Source organism: Hyphomicrobium sp., from assembly GCF_041659645.1.
Taxonomy (GTDB): Bacteria; Pseudomonadota; Alphaproteobacteria; order Rhizobiales; family Hyphomicrobiaceae; genus Hyphomicrobium_B.
Map to the genome: position 1 here is coordinate 189,634 of NZ_JBAZXX010000003.1, position 14,253 is coordinate 203,886.

The 14,253-nt window shown below is 61.4% G+C and carries 17 protein-coding genes; 6 read left to right on the forward strand and 11 right to left on the reverse strand.

What is annotated here, in order from left to right:
• Nucleotides 1-74: 74 nt before the first annotated feature.
• The 11 genes from WC811_RS10745 to WC811_RS10795 all read right to left on the reverse strand — a co-directional run bounded on the left by WC811_RS10745 (nucleotide 75) and on the right by WC811_RS10795 (nucleotide 9,198).
• A complete protein-coding gene (locus tag WC811_RS10745; protein ID WP_372644249.1) occupies nucleotides 75-308 on the reverse strand; it encodes a hypothetical protein in 234 nt (77 codons plus the stop codon).
• A gap of 133 nt (nucleotides 309-441) precedes the next feature.
• Entirely contained in the window at nucleotides 442-780 is a 339-nt protein-coding gene (locus WC811_RS10750; protein ID WP_372644252.1) for a hypothetical protein, read from the reverse strand.
• An 81-nt stretch (nucleotides 781-861) separates the two neighbouring features.
• Nucleotides 862-987: a hypothetical protein gene (locus WC811_RS10755; RefSeq protein WP_372644255.1), complete on the reverse strand. Its 126-nt coding sequence runs from the start codon at nucleotides 985-987 to the stop codon at nucleotides 862-864.
• A complete protein-coding gene (locus tag WC811_RS10760) occupies nucleotides 984-4,145 on the reverse strand; it encodes an efflux RND transporter permease subunit (RefSeq protein WP_372644258.1) in 3,162 nt (1,053 codons plus the stop codon). The genes WC811_RS10755 and WC811_RS10760 overlap by 4 nt, the downstream gene beginning before the upstream one ends.
• Nucleotides 4,142-5,620, reverse strand: coding sequence for an efflux RND transporter periplasmic adaptor subunit (locus tag WC811_RS10765; protein ID WP_372644261.1), 1,479 nt, complete (start codon nucleotides 5,618-5,620; stop codon nucleotides 4,142-4,144). Before WC811_RS10765 ends, WC811_RS10760 begins: the two co-directional genes overlap by 4 nt.
• Nucleotides 5,617-6,012 (reverse strand): FixH family protein, encoded by a 396-nt coding sequence (locus WC811_RS10770; RefSeq protein ID WP_372644263.1) that lies wholly within the window; start codon nucleotides 6,010-6,012, stop codon nucleotides 5,617-5,619. Before WC811_RS10770 ends, WC811_RS10765 begins: the two co-directional genes overlap by 4 nt.
• A 104-nt stretch (nucleotides 6,013-6,116) precedes the next feature.
• Nucleotides 6,117-6,494: a hypothetical protein gene (locus WC811_RS10775; RefSeq protein WP_372644266.1), complete on the reverse strand. Its 378-nt coding sequence runs from the start codon at nucleotides 6,492-6,494 to the stop codon at nucleotides 6,117-6,119.
• A gap of 144 nt (nucleotides 6,495-6,638) precedes the next feature.
• Nucleotides 6,639-7,025, reverse strand: a complete 387-nt coding sequence (locus tag WC811_RS10780) for a DUF302 domain-containing protein (protein ID WP_372644269.1) — start codon at nucleotides 7,023-7,025, stop codon at nucleotides 6,639-6,641.
• A gap of 6 nt (nucleotides 7,026-7,031) precedes the next feature.
• The gene (locus WC811_RS10785) at nucleotides 7,032-7,613 is read right to left on the reverse strand and encodes a Spy/CpxP family protein refolding chaperone (protein WP_372644272.1); all 582 of its coding nucleotides are present in this window, start codon (nucleotides 7,611-7,613) and stop codon (nucleotides 7,032-7,034) included.
• A 152-nt stretch (nucleotides 7,614-7,765) separates the two neighbouring features.
• The gene (locus WC811_RS10790) at nucleotides 7,766-8,404 is read right to left on the reverse strand and encodes a pentapeptide repeat-containing protein (protein WP_372644275.1); all 639 of its coding nucleotides are present in this window, start codon (nucleotides 8,402-8,404) and stop codon (nucleotides 7,766-7,768) included.
• A 152-nt stretch (nucleotides 8,405-8,556) separates the two neighbouring features.
• A complete protein-coding gene (locus WC811_RS10795; protein ID WP_372644277.1) occupies nucleotides 8,557-9,198 on the reverse strand; it encodes a cation transporter in 642 nt (213 codons plus the stop codon).
• Nucleotides 9,199-9,261: 63 nt separating this feature from the next.
• Here WC811_RS10795 and WC811_RS10800 point away from each other — a divergent pair, with 63 nt between their 5' ends.
• The 6 genes from WC811_RS10800 to arsH all read left to right on the forward strand — a co-directional run bounded on the left by WC811_RS10800 (nucleotide 9,262) and on the right by arsH (nucleotide 12,832).
• Nucleotides 9,262-9,687: a helix-turn-helix domain-containing protein gene (locus WC811_RS10800; protein ID WP_372644280.1), complete on the forward strand. Its 426-nt coding sequence runs from the start codon at nucleotides 9,262-9,264 to the stop codon at nucleotides 9,685-9,687.
• Nucleotides 9,688-9,753: 66 nt separating this feature from the next.
• Nucleotides 9,754-10,101 carry an ArsR/SmtB family transcription factor gene (locus tag WC811_RS10805; protein ID WP_372644283.1) on the forward strand — a complete coding sequence of 116 codons (348 nt, stop codon included), beginning with the start codon at nucleotides 9,754-9,756 and terminating at the stop codon, nucleotides 10,099-10,101.
• Nucleotides 10,098-10,619 carry an arsenate reductase ArsC gene (locus tag WC811_RS10810; RefSeq protein ID WP_372644286.1) on the forward strand — a complete coding sequence of 174 codons (522 nt, stop codon included), beginning with the start codon at nucleotides 10,098-10,100 and terminating at the stop codon, nucleotides 10,617-10,619. Before WC811_RS10805 ends, WC811_RS10810 begins: the two co-directional genes overlap by 4 nt.
• A gap of 2 nt (nucleotides 10,620-10,621) precedes the next feature.
• The gene (gene arsB / locus WC811_RS10815) at nucleotides 10,622-11,686 is read left to right on the forward strand and encodes an ACR3 family arsenite efflux transporter (RefSeq protein ID WP_372644288.1); all 1,065 of its coding nucleotides are present in this window, start codon (nucleotides 10,622-10,624) and stop codon (nucleotides 11,684-11,686) included.
• Between the two features lie 4 nt (nucleotides 11,687-11,690).
• Nucleotides 11,691-12,104 (forward strand): arsenate reductase (glutaredoxin), encoded by a 414-nt coding sequence (arsC, locus tag WC811_RS10820; RefSeq protein WP_372644290.1) that lies wholly within the window; start codon nucleotides 11,691-11,693, stop codon nucleotides 12,102-12,104.
• Nucleotides 12,104-12,832 (forward strand): arsenical resistance protein ArsH, encoded by a 729-nt coding sequence (arsH, locus tag WC811_RS10825; protein WP_372644292.1) that lies wholly within the window; start codon nucleotides 12,104-12,106, stop codon nucleotides 12,830-12,832. The genes arsC and arsH overlap by 1 nt, the downstream gene beginning before the upstream one ends.
• Nucleotides 12,833-14,253 lie beyond the last annotated feature (1,421 nt).

Here is a 14,253-nt window from a genome sequence, read left to right on the forward strand (position 1 = left end):
TCGAGATCCACCGCAATAACCAAGGGGTCCAGATGCGCCGGTCGCAATGAACCGGCGCATCCGAGAATGTTAGGCTAGTGCAGGATGTCCGCCTTGCTTGCCGTCTTCAACGCAGCGGTGTGCTTAACCGCGTGGCGGTAATGAACCTGCCGCGCGGCGACTTTCTCTGGCTCAGGCTGGATCGTGTAGACGTAGGGCACGCTACTCTTGCCGATGTAGCGCACGAAGGTCTCCGCGTTGGCCTGGCTGGCGAATGAACCGGCAACGAGGGCGACGGCCGCGAAGGCGGCTTTGGAAATGGTCTTCATGGTCTGTAGTCCTTTGATTTGAAGATTTTGGATGACGGCTACCCGCAAGCGCTCCGCAGAGTCGCCCGGCATGTCGGCCGCATGGTTTTGAAAAGTGTCCCGAGCGCGCGGCACCGGATGGCGCAACGCGCGGCTACGCTCGAGGCGGCGGCGCGAGAGGCTTGATCGACGGGGATGTGCGGCGGTCGTTGTCCGCAATCGGCACCAGCCCGCGCCCGGGTGTTGGTTGCTCGTTGATCGACGGAAGATACGCGGCCGCCGTGAAGCACTGGCTGGCGCAGCCGGCGGCGGTCCGGCATTGCGGCAGTGACCCGCAATCCTTCATCACGTTGTGGCACGGGCAATCCGTGGGGTTGGCCGCTTTCATTTCGGCGGTCATCGTGCACGGTTTCGCCATGGCCACGCTGGCGATCGGCGCATAGGCGGAAGCCAGGGACAACAACAGAATGATCAGCGTGCGAAACGTCTTCATGGCGACCCGTGCATTTCTCTTTTCGTACGTGGGCTGTGGCCTTGCAAGTTCAAGCCAGCCGATTGGATTGCGGTGATGGTGCTACGTTGATTTGTTTGAGAACAGATATTTGAGCAACGCCGCGACCCCGAACATCAGCGCGGCGAGCCCCAGGAGGCCGAGAAGATCCATCGTCCACATCACGCCTCCCATGCCGTTGCCCATCATCGCCGCGCCTCCTCAGCTTCGAGCCGGTGCGACCGCAGCGTGGCCTTGGTCGGAAGTCGCCAGCCCTTGACCAGCCCGTAAATGGCGGGGATGACGATAAGGGTCAGCAGCGTCGACGACACCATGCCGCCGATCATCGGCACCGCGATGCGCTGCATCACTTCCGATCCGGTCCCCGTGCTCCATAGGATGGGCAGCAGGCCCGCCATGATGGCCACCACCGTCATCATCTTCGGCCGCACCCGCTCCACCGCGCCAACCATGATGGCGTGATAGAGGTCCTCGCGCGTGAACGGCCGCTTGGCGAGCAGGCACTCCGCGTGGACCTCGCGCGCGGCGTTGTCGAGATAGATCAACATCACCACGCCGGTTTCGGCCGCGACGCCGGCGAGTGCAATGAATCCCACCGCCACCGCTACCGAGAGATTGAAGCCCAGCCACCACATCAGCCAGAACCCGCCCACCAACGCGAACGGCAGAGACAGCATGACGATGAGCGTTTCGGTAAGCCTCTGGAAATTGAGATAGAGCAGCAGGAAGATGATCATCAGCGTCACCGGGACCACCAGCTGCAGGCGGGCCTCGGCGCGTTCCATGTATTCGAACTGGCCACTCCACACGAGGTAAGTGCCCGGCGGTAGTTTCACCTTCGCCTCCACCGCTTTCTTGGCGTCGGCGATGTAGCCGCCCAGGTCACGGTCGCGAAGGTCAACGTAAACGTAGGTGGCGAGCTTGGCGTTCTCGGTGCGAATAGTGGTGGGGCCTTGCGTGAGCTTGATATCGGCGACCTCTCCCAATGGCACGGTGCCGCCTCCTGGCAATGACACCACCACATCCTTGGCAATGGCCTGCGGGTCTGAGCGCAGGTCACGGGGGTAGCGCAAGGCGACCGTATACCGCTCACGCCCTTCCACGGTGGTAGTGAGCGGCTCAGCGCCAAGCGCCATCGAGATCACGTCCTGCACGTCGGAGATCATCAGCCCGTAGCGGGCCAACTGCTCCCGATTGGGGATGATTTCGAGGTAATAGCCGCCCATCACCCGCTCGGCATAGGCGCTGGATGTGCCTGGGACCGTTTTGAGGACGGTTTCGACCTGGCGCGCGACCTGATCCATGGCGGTGAGGTCGGAACCGATGACTTTGATGCCTACCGGCGTTCTGATGCCGGTCGACAGCATGTCGATGCGGGCCTTGATCGGCATGGTCCAGGCATTGGAGACGCCGGGGAACTGCAGGGCCTTGTCCATTTCGGCCACGAGGCTGTCGGTCGTGACCCCCGGCCGCCAATCCTCCTTGGGTTTGAGATTGACCACCGTTTCGTACATCTCGGTGGGCGCCGGATCGGTGGCGGTCTCCGCGCGTCCCGCCTTTCCGTAAACCGAGGCGACCTCGGGAAACGACTTGATGATACGGTCCTGAGTCTGGAGCAGTTCCGCCGATTTGGTCACCGAAATTCCGGGCAAGGTGGTCGGCATGAACAGCAGCGTGCCCTCGTTGAGGCTGGGCATGAACTCGCTGCCGATTTTGGTCACAGGCCACACCGAGACCGCAAGGATGAGTACCGCGAGGACGATGGTCAGCGTCTTGGCTTTCAGCACCCCTTTGATGACCGGGCGGTAAATGGCAATGAGCGCCCGGTTGATCGGGTTTTTTTCCTCAGGGATGATGCGGCCGCGTACAAAAATCACCATCAGTGCCGGCACAAGCGTCACCGACAGCAATGCCGCCGAAGCCATGGCGAACGTTTTGGTGAAGGCCAGCGGACCGAATAGGCGGCCCTCCTGCGATTCCAGCGTGAAGATCGGCAGGAACGACACGGTGATGACCAGCAGTGAGAAGAACAGCGCGGGGCCGACCTCCGCCGCCGCGTCGATGAGGATCTGCAGGCGCGGCTTCCCTGGAGGCGCGCGCTCGAGGTGTTTGTGGGCGTTCTCGATCATCACGATGGCGGCGTCGATCATCGCGCCGATGGCAATGGCGATGCCGCCGAGGCTCATGATGTTGGAGCCCAGGCCCAGCATCTTCATCGCGGTGAAGGCCATGAGGATGCCGACAGGCAGCATCAGGATGGCCACCAACGCGCTTCGAACATGCAGGAGGAAGATGATGCACACCAGCGCCACCACCACGCTTTCCTCAAACAGCGTGTGCTTGAGGGTTTCAATGGCGCGGTTGATGAGCTGTGAGCGGTCATAGACCGGGATGATCTCGGTCCCCGCCGGAAGCGAGGGCATGATCTCCTTGAGGCGCGCCTTGACATTGTCGATGACAGTCAGCGCGTTGGCGCCAGAGCGCTGGAGGGCGATGCCGCTTGCAACCTCCCCTTCCCCGTTGAGTTCGGCGATGCCGCGACGCTCGTCGCCGGCGATTTCGACATGGGCCACATCCTTGAGCAGCACCGGCGTGCCGCCGTCGGACTTGACCATGATGTTGTTGAGGTCATCGATGCCGCGCAGATAACCGCGTCCGCGAATCATGAACTCATGCTCAGAGAGCTCAAGCGTGCGGCCGCCGACGTCCATGTTGTTGCCGCGAATGACGTCGCGGATTTTTGATAAGGGCACGTTGAGCGCGCGGAGGCGGCTCGGGTCGACGATGACATTGTACTGTTTGACGAAGCCGCCGACGCCTGCCACTTCCGCCACGCCCTCGGCCTTCGACAGGCCGAAACGCACGTCCCAATCCTGCATCGAGCGCAGGTCGGCCAAGGATTTGTTCGGCGCCTGCAAGGCGTATTGGTAGACCCAGCCCACGCCGGTGGCGTCGGGGCCCAGCGTCGGCGTCACGCCGGTGGGCAAGCGCTTGGCGGCGGCGCTCAGGTATTCAAGAACGCGCGAGCGCGCCCAGTAGATGTCAGTGCCGTCATCGAAGATGATGTAGACGAACGACACGCCGAAGAACGAGAACCCGCGCACCACCTTGGAGCGCGGCACAGTCAGCATCGCGGTGGTCAGCGGATAGGTGACCTGGTCCTCGACCACCTGCGGCGACTGGCCCGGGAATTCGGTGTACACAATGACCTGGGTGTCCGAGAGATCGGGAATGGCGTCCAGCGGCAGCGTCTTCACCGCCCACACGCCCGCCACCACCACGAAGGCGGTGGCGATGAACACCAGCATCAGGTTCCTGGCAGACCATGCGATGAGGCGGGCGATCATTGGGTGGCCTCCGTGCTCGACGGTATGATGGGCGAAGGCGCATCAAAGCCCTTGAGCGCCGATTGCAGGTTGCTTTCCGCGTCGATGAGGAAGTTGCCATTGACCACGACCTTGTCGCCTTCCGAGAGGCCGCTCAGAACCTCGCGAAATCCGTCGCCCGTCCTGCCGAGTTTGACATCGCGCGGCTCATAGCGGCCGTTGCCGAGGTCCATCAGCACCACTTGGCGGTTGCCGCTGTCGATGACCGCGCTGGCCGGTACCGAAAGGGCTTCGGCGCTGCCGCCGGTGGCGATCTCGACGTTGCCGTACATGTCCGGCAGCAGCGCCATGTCGGAGTTGGGCAGCTCGATGCGGACCTGCGCGGTGCGGGTTTCCTTCATCAGGTGCGGATAAACCACTGTCACCCGGCCCTCGAAGGTGCGGCCCGGATAGGCGCGCGTCGTGACCTTGACCCGCTCTCCTGGCTTGACGGCGGCGATGTCGCCCTCGGCGACGTCGGCCATCATCCACACCACCGAATGGTCGGCGATTTTGAAGGCCACGTCGCCGGCCTTGAAACCCTGGCCGTCAGAAACATCGCGCTCGAGAATTTCTCCATCCATCGGCGCGCGGATGATCACTGTATCCGGCACGCGGCGTTCGCGCTTGACCTGGTCGATGAACTCCTGCGTCACGCCGAGGTTCTGCAGACGCCGGCTGGCGCCGACCACGCCGCCAGGGCCCTTGAGGCCGGGGGGCGTGAACGCGTCGTCGCCGCGCGTAAAGCCGGAATTCTGTTCGATGAGCAGGCGCGCGGCCTGGTCGAGAATCGCTTGGCCGAACACCGTCGCCAGCACATCGCCTTCCTTCACATGGGTGCCGGTGGTGGCCTCGCCGACCTTGACCACGTAGCCGTCGAACTTCGGTGCCACCACCGCGACGCGGCGCTCGTCGATCGCCACAGTGCCCGGCGCCTGAATGGTACGGGTGATGGGATGGCGGCCGACCGCAACGGTCTCCACGCCGGTGCGCTGGATCTTGCCCGGGGAGACCTTCACTGAGCCGTCGTCGCTGTCCTCGCCCTCGTAGACCGCGATGTAGTCCATCCCCATCGAATCCTTCTTTGGGGTGGGCGAGGTGTCCGGCAGGCCCATCGGGTTGCGGTAGAACTTAATCTTCTTGGCAGCGGCCGGCACGTTGGCTGCCTGCGCGGCAGCGGCGGCCTTTGCCTTTGGATCGAAGGACACGTCCTCGCTGGCGAGTACGGGCACATAGGCCTGCCCACTGTCGGTGTTGCGCGGCGTCAGCGAATAGAACGCCTTGCCGCTGGGGTCGCGGTAATAGATCACCGGCCCGCTGGCGGCGGGATGCTCTTCGGTCATGGCCGCTGCGGTGGTCATCGGCAGCTTGAGCATGCCGGTCTGGCCGGCCCACAGCCCGGCTGCCGCCGCAGCCAAAATGGCTGCGACGGAAACCAATCCCTTGAGCGGGCTCATTGAGTGGCCTTGACGATGAGCTTGTTCTCAACCGTGCCGGTCTCGCCCTGCACCTTGGCGCCGAGCGACAAGGCCCATTCCCCGGCCATGCCGAGGTCGGTCTTGAAGCGGTAGACGCCAGGCTCGGTGGACGAGGTGAGCTCGATCGGCGCGGTCATCATCTCCATGCCGTCCGGGCCCATGTCGATGCGCTTGGCGAAGATCACGGCGTCCGCGATGGCGCGGCCCGAAGGCTTGTGCACCAGCTTGACCGAAATGACGGCCGCGCCCTCTTTCACTTCCTTGTCGAGAAGCTGGAATTCGTAGTCCTTGGCATCGGCCAGAGCCGTGCCGGCCAAACCCATGAGCAACGCGACGCCGACGGCGGCCGCGCGCAACGAGAAAGGTTGCATGTTGGTAGTCTCCTGTTGTCGTGAACCGGCGCGGGCCATCATGGCCGACGCTGCGCGCAACCACGGCATCAGCCGTAGCCGCAGTCACGCCCGATGGGCGCGGTTCAGACGCTGGGAGGCCGGAGGAGCGGCGGGATTAGGGAACTGACGGTGACGCGCGACGGCGCCGGAATCACCCGTTCGCTGGGCACAACCCCTTGCAGGCGCGCCTCGGCGGCGGGTGGCGACAGGGGTTGGAAACATTTCACCAGGCAGCTGCCCATTTCCGGACAGAACTTCTGCGGGCAATTCGGACAATGTTTGGCGGCTTTGGCGCAATCCATGTCTTTCGGCATGGAGGCCGTATCCATCGCGTGATCGCCAGTCGCCATCGCACTGGCCTGTCCCGCCATCGCGAAGGCGTAGGTCGCGGTCACAGGCATGGACAGCAGCGCCCCGAACATGGCGACCATGCCGAGGACCACAAACCAGCGCTGGAACAAACGGTTTCTCACGGACGGAGAATGGCACAGCTTCAGCTGAATTGCAACTCAGCTGGGATCGCGGCGGCCACCCTGATTTCATTCCAAAGCTGTGGGAATGGCTTGTCCTACGGCGACCTGGTTAACTCTGCGGGCCGACGAAACTCACAACGATACGATTACCTTTTCCAACTTGCCGCGAACGATGCCTGCTTTCTCCAGTAGCAGCGGATTGTCGATCTTCGCCATCGACGCTACAGGATCGATTGCAGCAACTTCCACCACCCCTGGAGAAAGTTGCTGAACGATAACATTGCAGGGAAGCATGGTTCCGACCTTGTCCTCAAGCTCGAGCGCCTGGTGGGCGAGCGCAGGATTGCAAGCGCCCAGTATCCTGTAAGGGCGGAATTCCACGCCGAGTTTCGCCTTTAGCGTCGTCGTGACGTCGACATCGGTGATGATGCCGAAACCCTCGTCCTTGAGCTTGGCGATGACCTTCGCCACTGCAGCGTCAAATGCGAGTGGCAGCGTTTTGTTAAAGTAGTAGCTCACGGCCCCTCACATCATGCAGCAGCCATTGCCGAGCAGGTAATCGGCCTTTTTCTTTTGGTCGTCACTGAGGGCTTTGTACAATGCCTCGGTGGCGGGTTTGATCGACTTCATGCTGTCGAGCATGCTCTGCATGGCTTCGACGTGGGCATTCATGCGGTCGAGCGCGCTGCCGGACTGCCACGCCTGCATCATCGTTGCGTGCATGCCCTGCATGGCCGTGGAACGCTGCTGAAGCGCGTCAACGTAGCCGTCCCAAACGGCCTTTTGCGCGTCGGTGATTCCGAGCTCGGCTTTAAGATAGGTAAGCTGACCCTGCAGCATCGGCCCAGAACCCATCATCATGCCTGGCCCCATCATCCCCGAGCCCATGCCTCCGTAGCCCATCATGCCGGGACCCATTCCGCCATTCCCCATCATTCCCTGGCCCATCATGCCGTAGCCGTTACCCATCATACCCTGGCCCCATCCGCCATTTCCCATCATGCCGTAGCCTTGACCCTGGTTGCCGGGCGATTGTGCTGACGCGACCGACGCGGTGACCGCCATCGCCACAAAGAGGCCGATGAATACCCGTTTGTGCATCTTCATTGCTTTTACTCCCTTGTTGTTGGCGATGGAGGAAGCCTCCAAACGTAGGCCTAACGGGATAAATGTAATTCAGTCCGACGAGATCATATTTGATGTGCGTCAAGCATCATCGCGATGATACCCTTCTGGCCATCGGCTCGAAAGCTAAGTGCCTAAAAAACTGCCTTGTTTCGATTGCGGGCATGGTCCAGGCCCTTCGCCTGCGCGAGGCCTTTCACGTTCTTGAAGACGACGCCGTATATGTTTGCATCCGTAAAATCGGTACCTTCGAGGGCCGCACCGGCGAGGTCGGCATTGGACAGGTCGGCCCTATTCAACATCGCGCCGTTCAGGTTTGCGCCCGCCATGTTGGCGAAGATCATATTGGCGCCCGTCAAATCCGCGCCCTCGAGGTTCGCGCCGCCAAACAGCGCCCCCGACAGGTCGGTCTGCTTTGGCATCTTGAACTGGTTCCGCTCGGTGCCCAGCCGCGCTCCTGAAAGATCGGCGTTGCGAAAGTCCGCACGGCTCAAGCGCGCGAAGATGCGGGCGTGCGAAAGGTTCGCTCCGACGAACGTGGGGGCGTTCGCGGCGGGTGCCTCGAAAGTCAGCGAGCCCACGGCATCGAACAGCGTGGCGTGGGACAGATCTGCGCCGTTGAAATTCGCGCGGGCCAGCGTCGTGCGATCGAGCTTGGCGCCGGTGAGTTTCACGCCGGAGAGGTTGGCCCCCGACAGGTCATCGCCGAGCATGTTGGCGCCGGCCAGATTGGCCTGCTTGAAATTGACGCCGCTCAGATCGAGAAGCGACAAGTCCTTCCCGGAATAATCAAGGCGCACGCCAGGTTTGGCCTGGAACAGCGCCTGAACGATATCACGGAGAGGCAGCTCTGCGGCGTGCGCGGATGCGACCAACGTCAAGACCGCAAACCAGCCGCAATACCTCAGTCGCATCTCGAACTCGCTTACGCGGTTATGGCTTCCCGACGCTCAGCCCACGCCTGCCGGAGGATTTGCGTGGACGAGGACAGGAACACCGCCGCCATGATGCCGGCAACCACCAGGTCCGGCCACGCGCTGGTGCTGCCCCAGACCGCCAAGGCGGCGATCATCACCGCCACGTTGCCGATGGCATCGTTGCGCGAGCACAGCCAGACCGACCGCACATTGGCATCGCCGTCTTTATAGCGCAGCAGCAGCAGCACGCTGCTCAGATTCACGGCCAACGCGAGGACACCGATTCCGCCCATAATTTCGGCACGCGGCAAGCCGAGGACCAGGGCGTGATAGAGCGTGCTGCCGAACACCCACATCCCCATCAGCAGCAAGCTCCCGCCTTTCAACAACGCGGCGCCGGACCGGACCTGCAACGATTTCCCGATCACCGCGAGGCTGATGCCGTAGGTGAGCGTGTCGCCGAGGAAATCCAGGGCGTCTGCCTGCAAGGCCTGCGACCCGGCCAGCTGGCCCGCCAGCATCTCCACCAGGAACATTATGCCGTTGAGCGCGATGACGATCCAAAGAACGCGCCTGTAGCGCGGGTCGAGTCCATCGAAGCGGGGGTTCCCCTGGCAGCCGCAGGCGGAGGATTGGCAGGTGTCGGACATGCTCACTTTTCCTTTGTGGTGTCCGAGGCTACAATCTCTAGCGACTAGAGGAGCAAGTGCGAAATGAGCGACGTGATGGCCATCGGCGGATTGTCCCGCAAAACCGGCGTGAAGGTGCCGACCATCCGCTATTACGAGAGCGTCGGCCTCCTTCCGGCGCCGCACCGCACCGAGGGCAACCGCCGCCTCTACGACACCAAGGCGGTGGATCGCCTGCGCTTCATCCGCCACGCGCGGGAGTTGGGCTTCGAGGTGGACGCCATCCGCGAACTGCTGAACTTGGCGGAACAACCGCAGCGTTCCTGCGCCAAGGTGGACGCGCTGGCGCGGGAGCACCTGCAAGCCATCACCAGCCGCATCGAACGGCTCACGGCCTTGAAGGTGGAAGTGGAAGGCATGATCAAGGCCTGCACCAAAGGGCGGATCGCCAAGTGCCGGATCATCGACACCCTCTCCCACCACGAACATTGCCTGCACCGCGAGCACTGAGGAGCGCGATGCTGATTCCGAGTTTCCGCGCTTGATTATTTCAATAATTCTTGTAATAACGAATCCATGAAGAGCAAAGACGCCGTCACCTGCCTTGCCGCGCTGGCGCATGACCAGCGGCTCGCCATCTTCCGCCTGCTGGTGCGGGAAGGTCCAAATGGCCTGCCCGCCGGTGAGATCGCCGACGCCGTCGGCGCGACGCCGACGGGCGCTTCCTTTCACCTCAAGGAACTAGACCGCGCGGGGCTGATCCACGCCACGCGGGTCGGCCGCTACATCCGCTACGCGGTGCATTTCGAAGGAATGCGGCAACTGCTGAGCTTCCTCACCGAGGACTGCTGCCAGGGCAATCCGGAGCTTTGCGGTTCGACAATCAACAAAGCGCGCAAATTGTGTAAGGGAGAAACAAAATGACTGCAGAACGCCCATTCAACGTGCTCTTTCTCTGCACCGGCAATTCCGCAAGGTCGATCATGGGTGAAGCCATCCTCAACCGCGTCGGCGCGGGAAAATTCAAAGGCTACAGCGCCGGCAGCATGCCCAAGGGCCAAGTGCACCCGCTGACCATCAACCTGCTGAACAGGCTCAACTACGACACCACCGCGCTGCGCTCAAAATCCTGGGAAGAGTTCTCCGCCCTCGGCGCCCCTGAAATGGATTTCGTCTTCACGGTTTGCGACAACGCCGCCAACGAGGCCTGCCCACTGTGGCCCGGTCAGCCGATGACCGCGCATTGGGGTGTGCCCGACCCGGTTGAGGCCGAAGGCGATGAAACGCAACGTGCGCTGGCGTTTGCCGACACCTACCGGATGCTCAACAACCGCATCGGCATCTTCACCGCCCTGCCGCTCAAGTCGTTGGATGAATTGACCTTGCAGAAACAATTGGACGCGATCGGCAAGTCCAAGGCGCCGGCGCCGGAGAAAGCCTGAGCATGTCCACCTTCGAACGCTATCTGACGGTGTGGGTGGGCTTCTGCATCGTGGCGGGAATCGCGCTTGGGCAGTTCTTTCCCGGCGCCTTCCAGTCCATCGGCGCGGCGGAGATCGCCAAGGTCAACCTGCCGGTCGCGGTGCTCATCTGGCTGATGATCATCCCGATGCTGGCGAAGATCGACTTCTCGGCGCTTTCCACGGTGAAAGAGCACTGGCGCGGTATCGGCGTTACCCTTTTCATTAACTGGGCAGTGAAGCCGTTCTCGATGGCACTGCTGGGCTGGATCTTCATCGGCTGGCTCTTCAGGCCGTATCTTCCGGCCGACCAGATCAACAGCTACATCGCCGGCCTCATTCTTCTCGCGGCCGCGCCTTGCACCGCCATGGTGTTCGTCTGGAGCAATCTCTGCCGGGGCGAGCCGCACTTCACGCTGAGCCAGGTCGCGCTTAACGACGTGATCATGGTGTTCGCATTTGCTCCGCTTGTGGGCCTGCTGCTTGGCCTCTCGGCGATCACCGTGCCGTGGGATACGCTGGCACTCTCGGTCGCGCTCTACATCGTGGTGCCGGTCATCTTCGCGCAGGTCGTCCGCCGGCGCGTGTTGTCCACGGGTGGGCAAGAAGCACTCGACGGGCTGCTGCGCCATCTGCAGCCGCTGTCCTTGCTGGCCTTGCTCGCCACGCTGGTGCTGCTGTTCGGGTTTCAGGGCCAGCAGATCATCGCCCAGCCGCTGATCATCGCCATGCTGGCGGTGCCCATCCTGATCCAGGTGTACTTCAATGCGGGCCTTGCCTATCTGCTCAATCGCTCGGCGGGCGAAACGCATTCCGTGGCTGGCCCTTCGGCGCTGATCGGCGCCAGCAACTTCTTCGAGCTTGCGGTGGCCGCGGCGATCAGCCTATTCGGCTTTCACTCGGGCGCCGCGCTGGCCACCGTGGTCGGGGTTTTGATCGAGGTGCCGGTGATGCTGTCCGTTGTCAAAATCGTCAACTCCACGCGCGGCTGGTACGAGGCCGGTCACGCGGTGCGCGGACGCGGTATTTCCGCGAAAGTATCGGGATAAGTCGATGTCCATCACCATCTACCACAACCCCAACTGCGGCACCTCCCGCAACACGCTTGCGATGATCCGCCAGAGCGGCGAGGAGCCGGAGGTCATCGAATACCTGAAGACGCCGCCGTCGCGGGAAACGCTCATCGACTTGATGACGCGCATGGGCCTAGGCCCGCGTGAGCTGCTCCGGCAGAAAGGCACACCCTATGCGGAGCTTGATCTCGGCAATACCAAGTGGACCGAGGACCAACTCGTTGATTTCATGATGGAGCACCCCATCCTCATCAACCGGCCGATCGTCGTGACGCCACGGGGTGTGAAGTTGTGCCGACCGTCGGAAGCGGTGCTGGACATCCTCCCCAACGCCGACATCGGCGCCTTCACCAAGGAAGACGGCGAAGTGGTGCCGGCAAGGACGAAGGCCTGATGAGCAAGAACGACCTTCACAACGTCGCGCACGAGCACCTGCATATCCCCGCCGCCGACAAGCTGGCGGCCACGGCGGCGCACAAGCCGCGCATCCTTCTTCTTTATGGCTCCTTGCGCGCGCGGTCGTACAGTCGCTTCCTCGCCAAGGAAGCAGCGCGGCTGCTCGAGCATTTCGGTGCCGAGACCAGGATCTACGACCCGCACGGCTTGCCGCTGCCGGATGATGCACCGGAGACCCATCCCAAGGTGCAGGAGCTGCGCGACCTTGCGGCGTGGTCGGAGGGCCAGGTGTGGTGCTCGCCGGAACGCCACGGCGCCATGAGCGGGGTGATGAAGTCGCTTATCGACTGGATTCCGTTGTCCACCGGCGCTGTCCGCCCGACGCAGGGCAAGACGCTGGCGGTGATGCAGGTCAGCGGCGGTTCGCAGTCCTTCAACGCGGTGAACCAGATGCGCGTGCTCGGCCGCTGGATGCGGATGATCACCATCCCTAACCAGTCGTCGGTGGCCAAGGCCTTCAACGAATTCGATGACGACGGCCGGATGAAGCCCTCCGCCTACTATGACCGCGTGGTGGACGTGATGGAGGAGCTGGTGAAATTCACGCTGCTGACGCGCGACCGCGCCGACTACCTGGTGGACCGCTACAGCGAGCGGAAGGAAAGCGCCGAAGAATTGTCACGTCGGGTCAGCCTTCGAAATGCGGTGGACGGTTCGTTGTCGTAGTCGGCGCATAATTGCTAATTTCGTTGCCGACGCTTGGGCGATATCGCTCGCCCAAGTCTGCCTTTGCATTACGAGCAGTTGTCTATCAACTAGACCGCATTCGCCGCGCTGTCCGCTAGTGGCCCTTAGCTGACAAACGACTAATGTCTGCTTTCCGATGAGAAGCTGACGCGCCGCGAACCGACAGCGCGCGATCAAGCGTGGAGGTCAGCTTTTTCTGCAAAGCGGAAACTGAACTCCAAACTTCGTATTTGTGGCCGAGTTCAACCGCTCAAAGGGACCGCTGAAAACCAAATCGAGATTGTACCCTTCCCGCCCCCGCGAAGTGTTCTATGATTTTATGTAAGTTATTGATAATTAACACCAATTCTTGGTTGCGGGGCCTGATTAAGCTTTGGCAGTGCATGGCCTTCATAACCTTTCCAGCATAGGAGCTTGGATGGGTCTGACGTTCATAGACGTAAAAGAGGCGGCCCGTCCCCCTGCTCCCTCACCACGAACCTTGGCTTCTCTTCAGGCCGCAGCAAAAGCGAGAATTTGGCGTGCCGCGTGGTTGGCGCACTTCTTTGACACTTTTTTGAGTGCCAGAGAGTATGGAGCACTTGAATTGAGAGCTGCTGTGGATCATTCGGCTTCTATTCATTTTCAAATTTCAAAAACTCACTGAGTTAAATAAGTTAAGAGTCTAGTTAAGTAAGTTAAAGGGGCGAATTCGCTTTCAAGCTCATGACTCGATAGCGCTTTTTTTTTGTTTCGGTCGGGGAAATACCGAATATTGGTCGGTAAAACACCGAATCCCGGGTCGGCGAACAACCGAAATTTAGTCGGCGATTGTCCGAAGAGGTCGGTAAAACACCGAATTTGGCCGGGCCTGAGGAGCGGTCGGCGAAACACCGACTATTGGCTCACGGATTACGGGTGCGCCGGCTATCAGACAATTCAATGGTTTAAAAGGAATTGGTCGGTGAAACACCGAATTACCGGGATATGGTCTATTCCGCTCCGTGTTTTCATTATTCCGATATATCAATGTCTTAGCGGTTATTGGTCGGTGAAACACCGAAGATGATTGGGACTTTCGGTGCTATTTAAGGTTGGAACGAGTCGGTGAAACACCGAATCGCGCATCAGCTCGCTTCATTGAGATCAACTACTTAGGTTTGTTTGGTCGGCGAAACACCGAATGCTCGGTGAATGACAGAATGGACGCTCGAGCCTCCGGCGTCGGACCCGGCGTTGTGATTTATCAAGGGCTTGCGAATCGGAGTCGGCGAAACACCGAAGCTGATCGCTTGGCTAGAGGTCGTTCATACCGGAAATCGGTCGGCGAAACACCGAATCGGGTGGCGGCCAAATGTTCGGAGGGGTGGCGTTGATTGGTCGGCAAGGCCGAAGATGATTTGATTTGATGGCTGGCGTAG

Excerpts from the sequence above, each read along its gene's own strand:
- WC811_RS10745 (WP_372644249.1), bottom strand. The coding sequence starts at position 308 with ATGAAGACCATTTCCAAAGCCGCCTTCGCGGCCGTCGCCCTCGTTGCC.
- WC811_RS10750 (WP_372644252.1), bottom strand. The coding sequence starts at position 780 with ATGAAGACGTTTCGCACGCTGATCATTCTGTTGTTGTCCCTGGCTTCC.
- WC811_RS10755 (WP_372644255.1), bottom strand. The coding sequence starts at position 987 with ATGATGGGCAACGGCATGGGAGGCGTGATGTGGACGATGGATCTTCTC.
- WC811_RS10760 (WP_372644258.1), bottom strand. The coding sequence starts at position 4,145 with ATGATCGCCCGCCTCATCGCATGGTCTGCCAGGAACCTGATGCTGGTG.
- WC811_RS10765 (WP_372644261.1), bottom strand. The coding sequence starts at position 5,620 with ATGAGCCCGCTCAAGGGATTGGTTTCCGTCGCAGCCATTTTGGCTGCG.
- WC811_RS10770 (WP_372644263.1), bottom strand. The coding sequence starts at position 6,012 with ATGCAACCTTTCTCGTTGCGCGCGGCCGCCGTCGGCGTCGCGTTGCTC.
- WC811_RS10785 (WP_372644272.1), bottom strand. The coding sequence starts at position 7,613 with ATGAAGATGCACAAACGGGTATTCATCGGCCTCTTTGTGGCGATGGCG.
- WC811_RS10795 (WP_372644277.1), bottom strand. The coding sequence starts at position 9,198 with ATGTCCGACACCTGCCAATCCTCCGCCTGCGGCTGCCAGGGGAACCCC.
- WC811_RS10800 (WP_372644280.1), top strand. The coding sequence starts at position 9,262 with ATGAGCGACGTGATGGCCATCGGCGGATTGTCCCGCAAAACCGGCGTG.
- WC811_RS10805 (WP_372644283.1), top strand. The coding sequence starts at position 9,754 with ATGAAGAGCAAAGACGCCGTCACCTGCCTTGCCGCGCTGGCGCATGAC.
- WC811_RS10810 (WP_372644286.1), top strand. The coding sequence starts at position 10,098 with ATGACTGCAGAACGCCCATTCAACGTGCTCTTTCTCTGCACCGGCAAT.
- arsB (WP_372644288.1), top strand. The coding sequence starts at position 10,622 with ATGTCCACCTTCGAACGCTATCTGACGGTGTGGGTGGGCTTCTGCATC.
- arsC (WP_372644290.1), top strand. The coding sequence starts at position 11,691 with ATGTCCATCACCATCTACCACAACCCCAACTGCGGCACCTCCCGCAAC.
- arsH (WP_372644292.1), top strand. The coding sequence starts at position 12,104 with ATGAGCAAGAACGACCTTCACAACGTCGCGCACGAGCACCTGCATATC.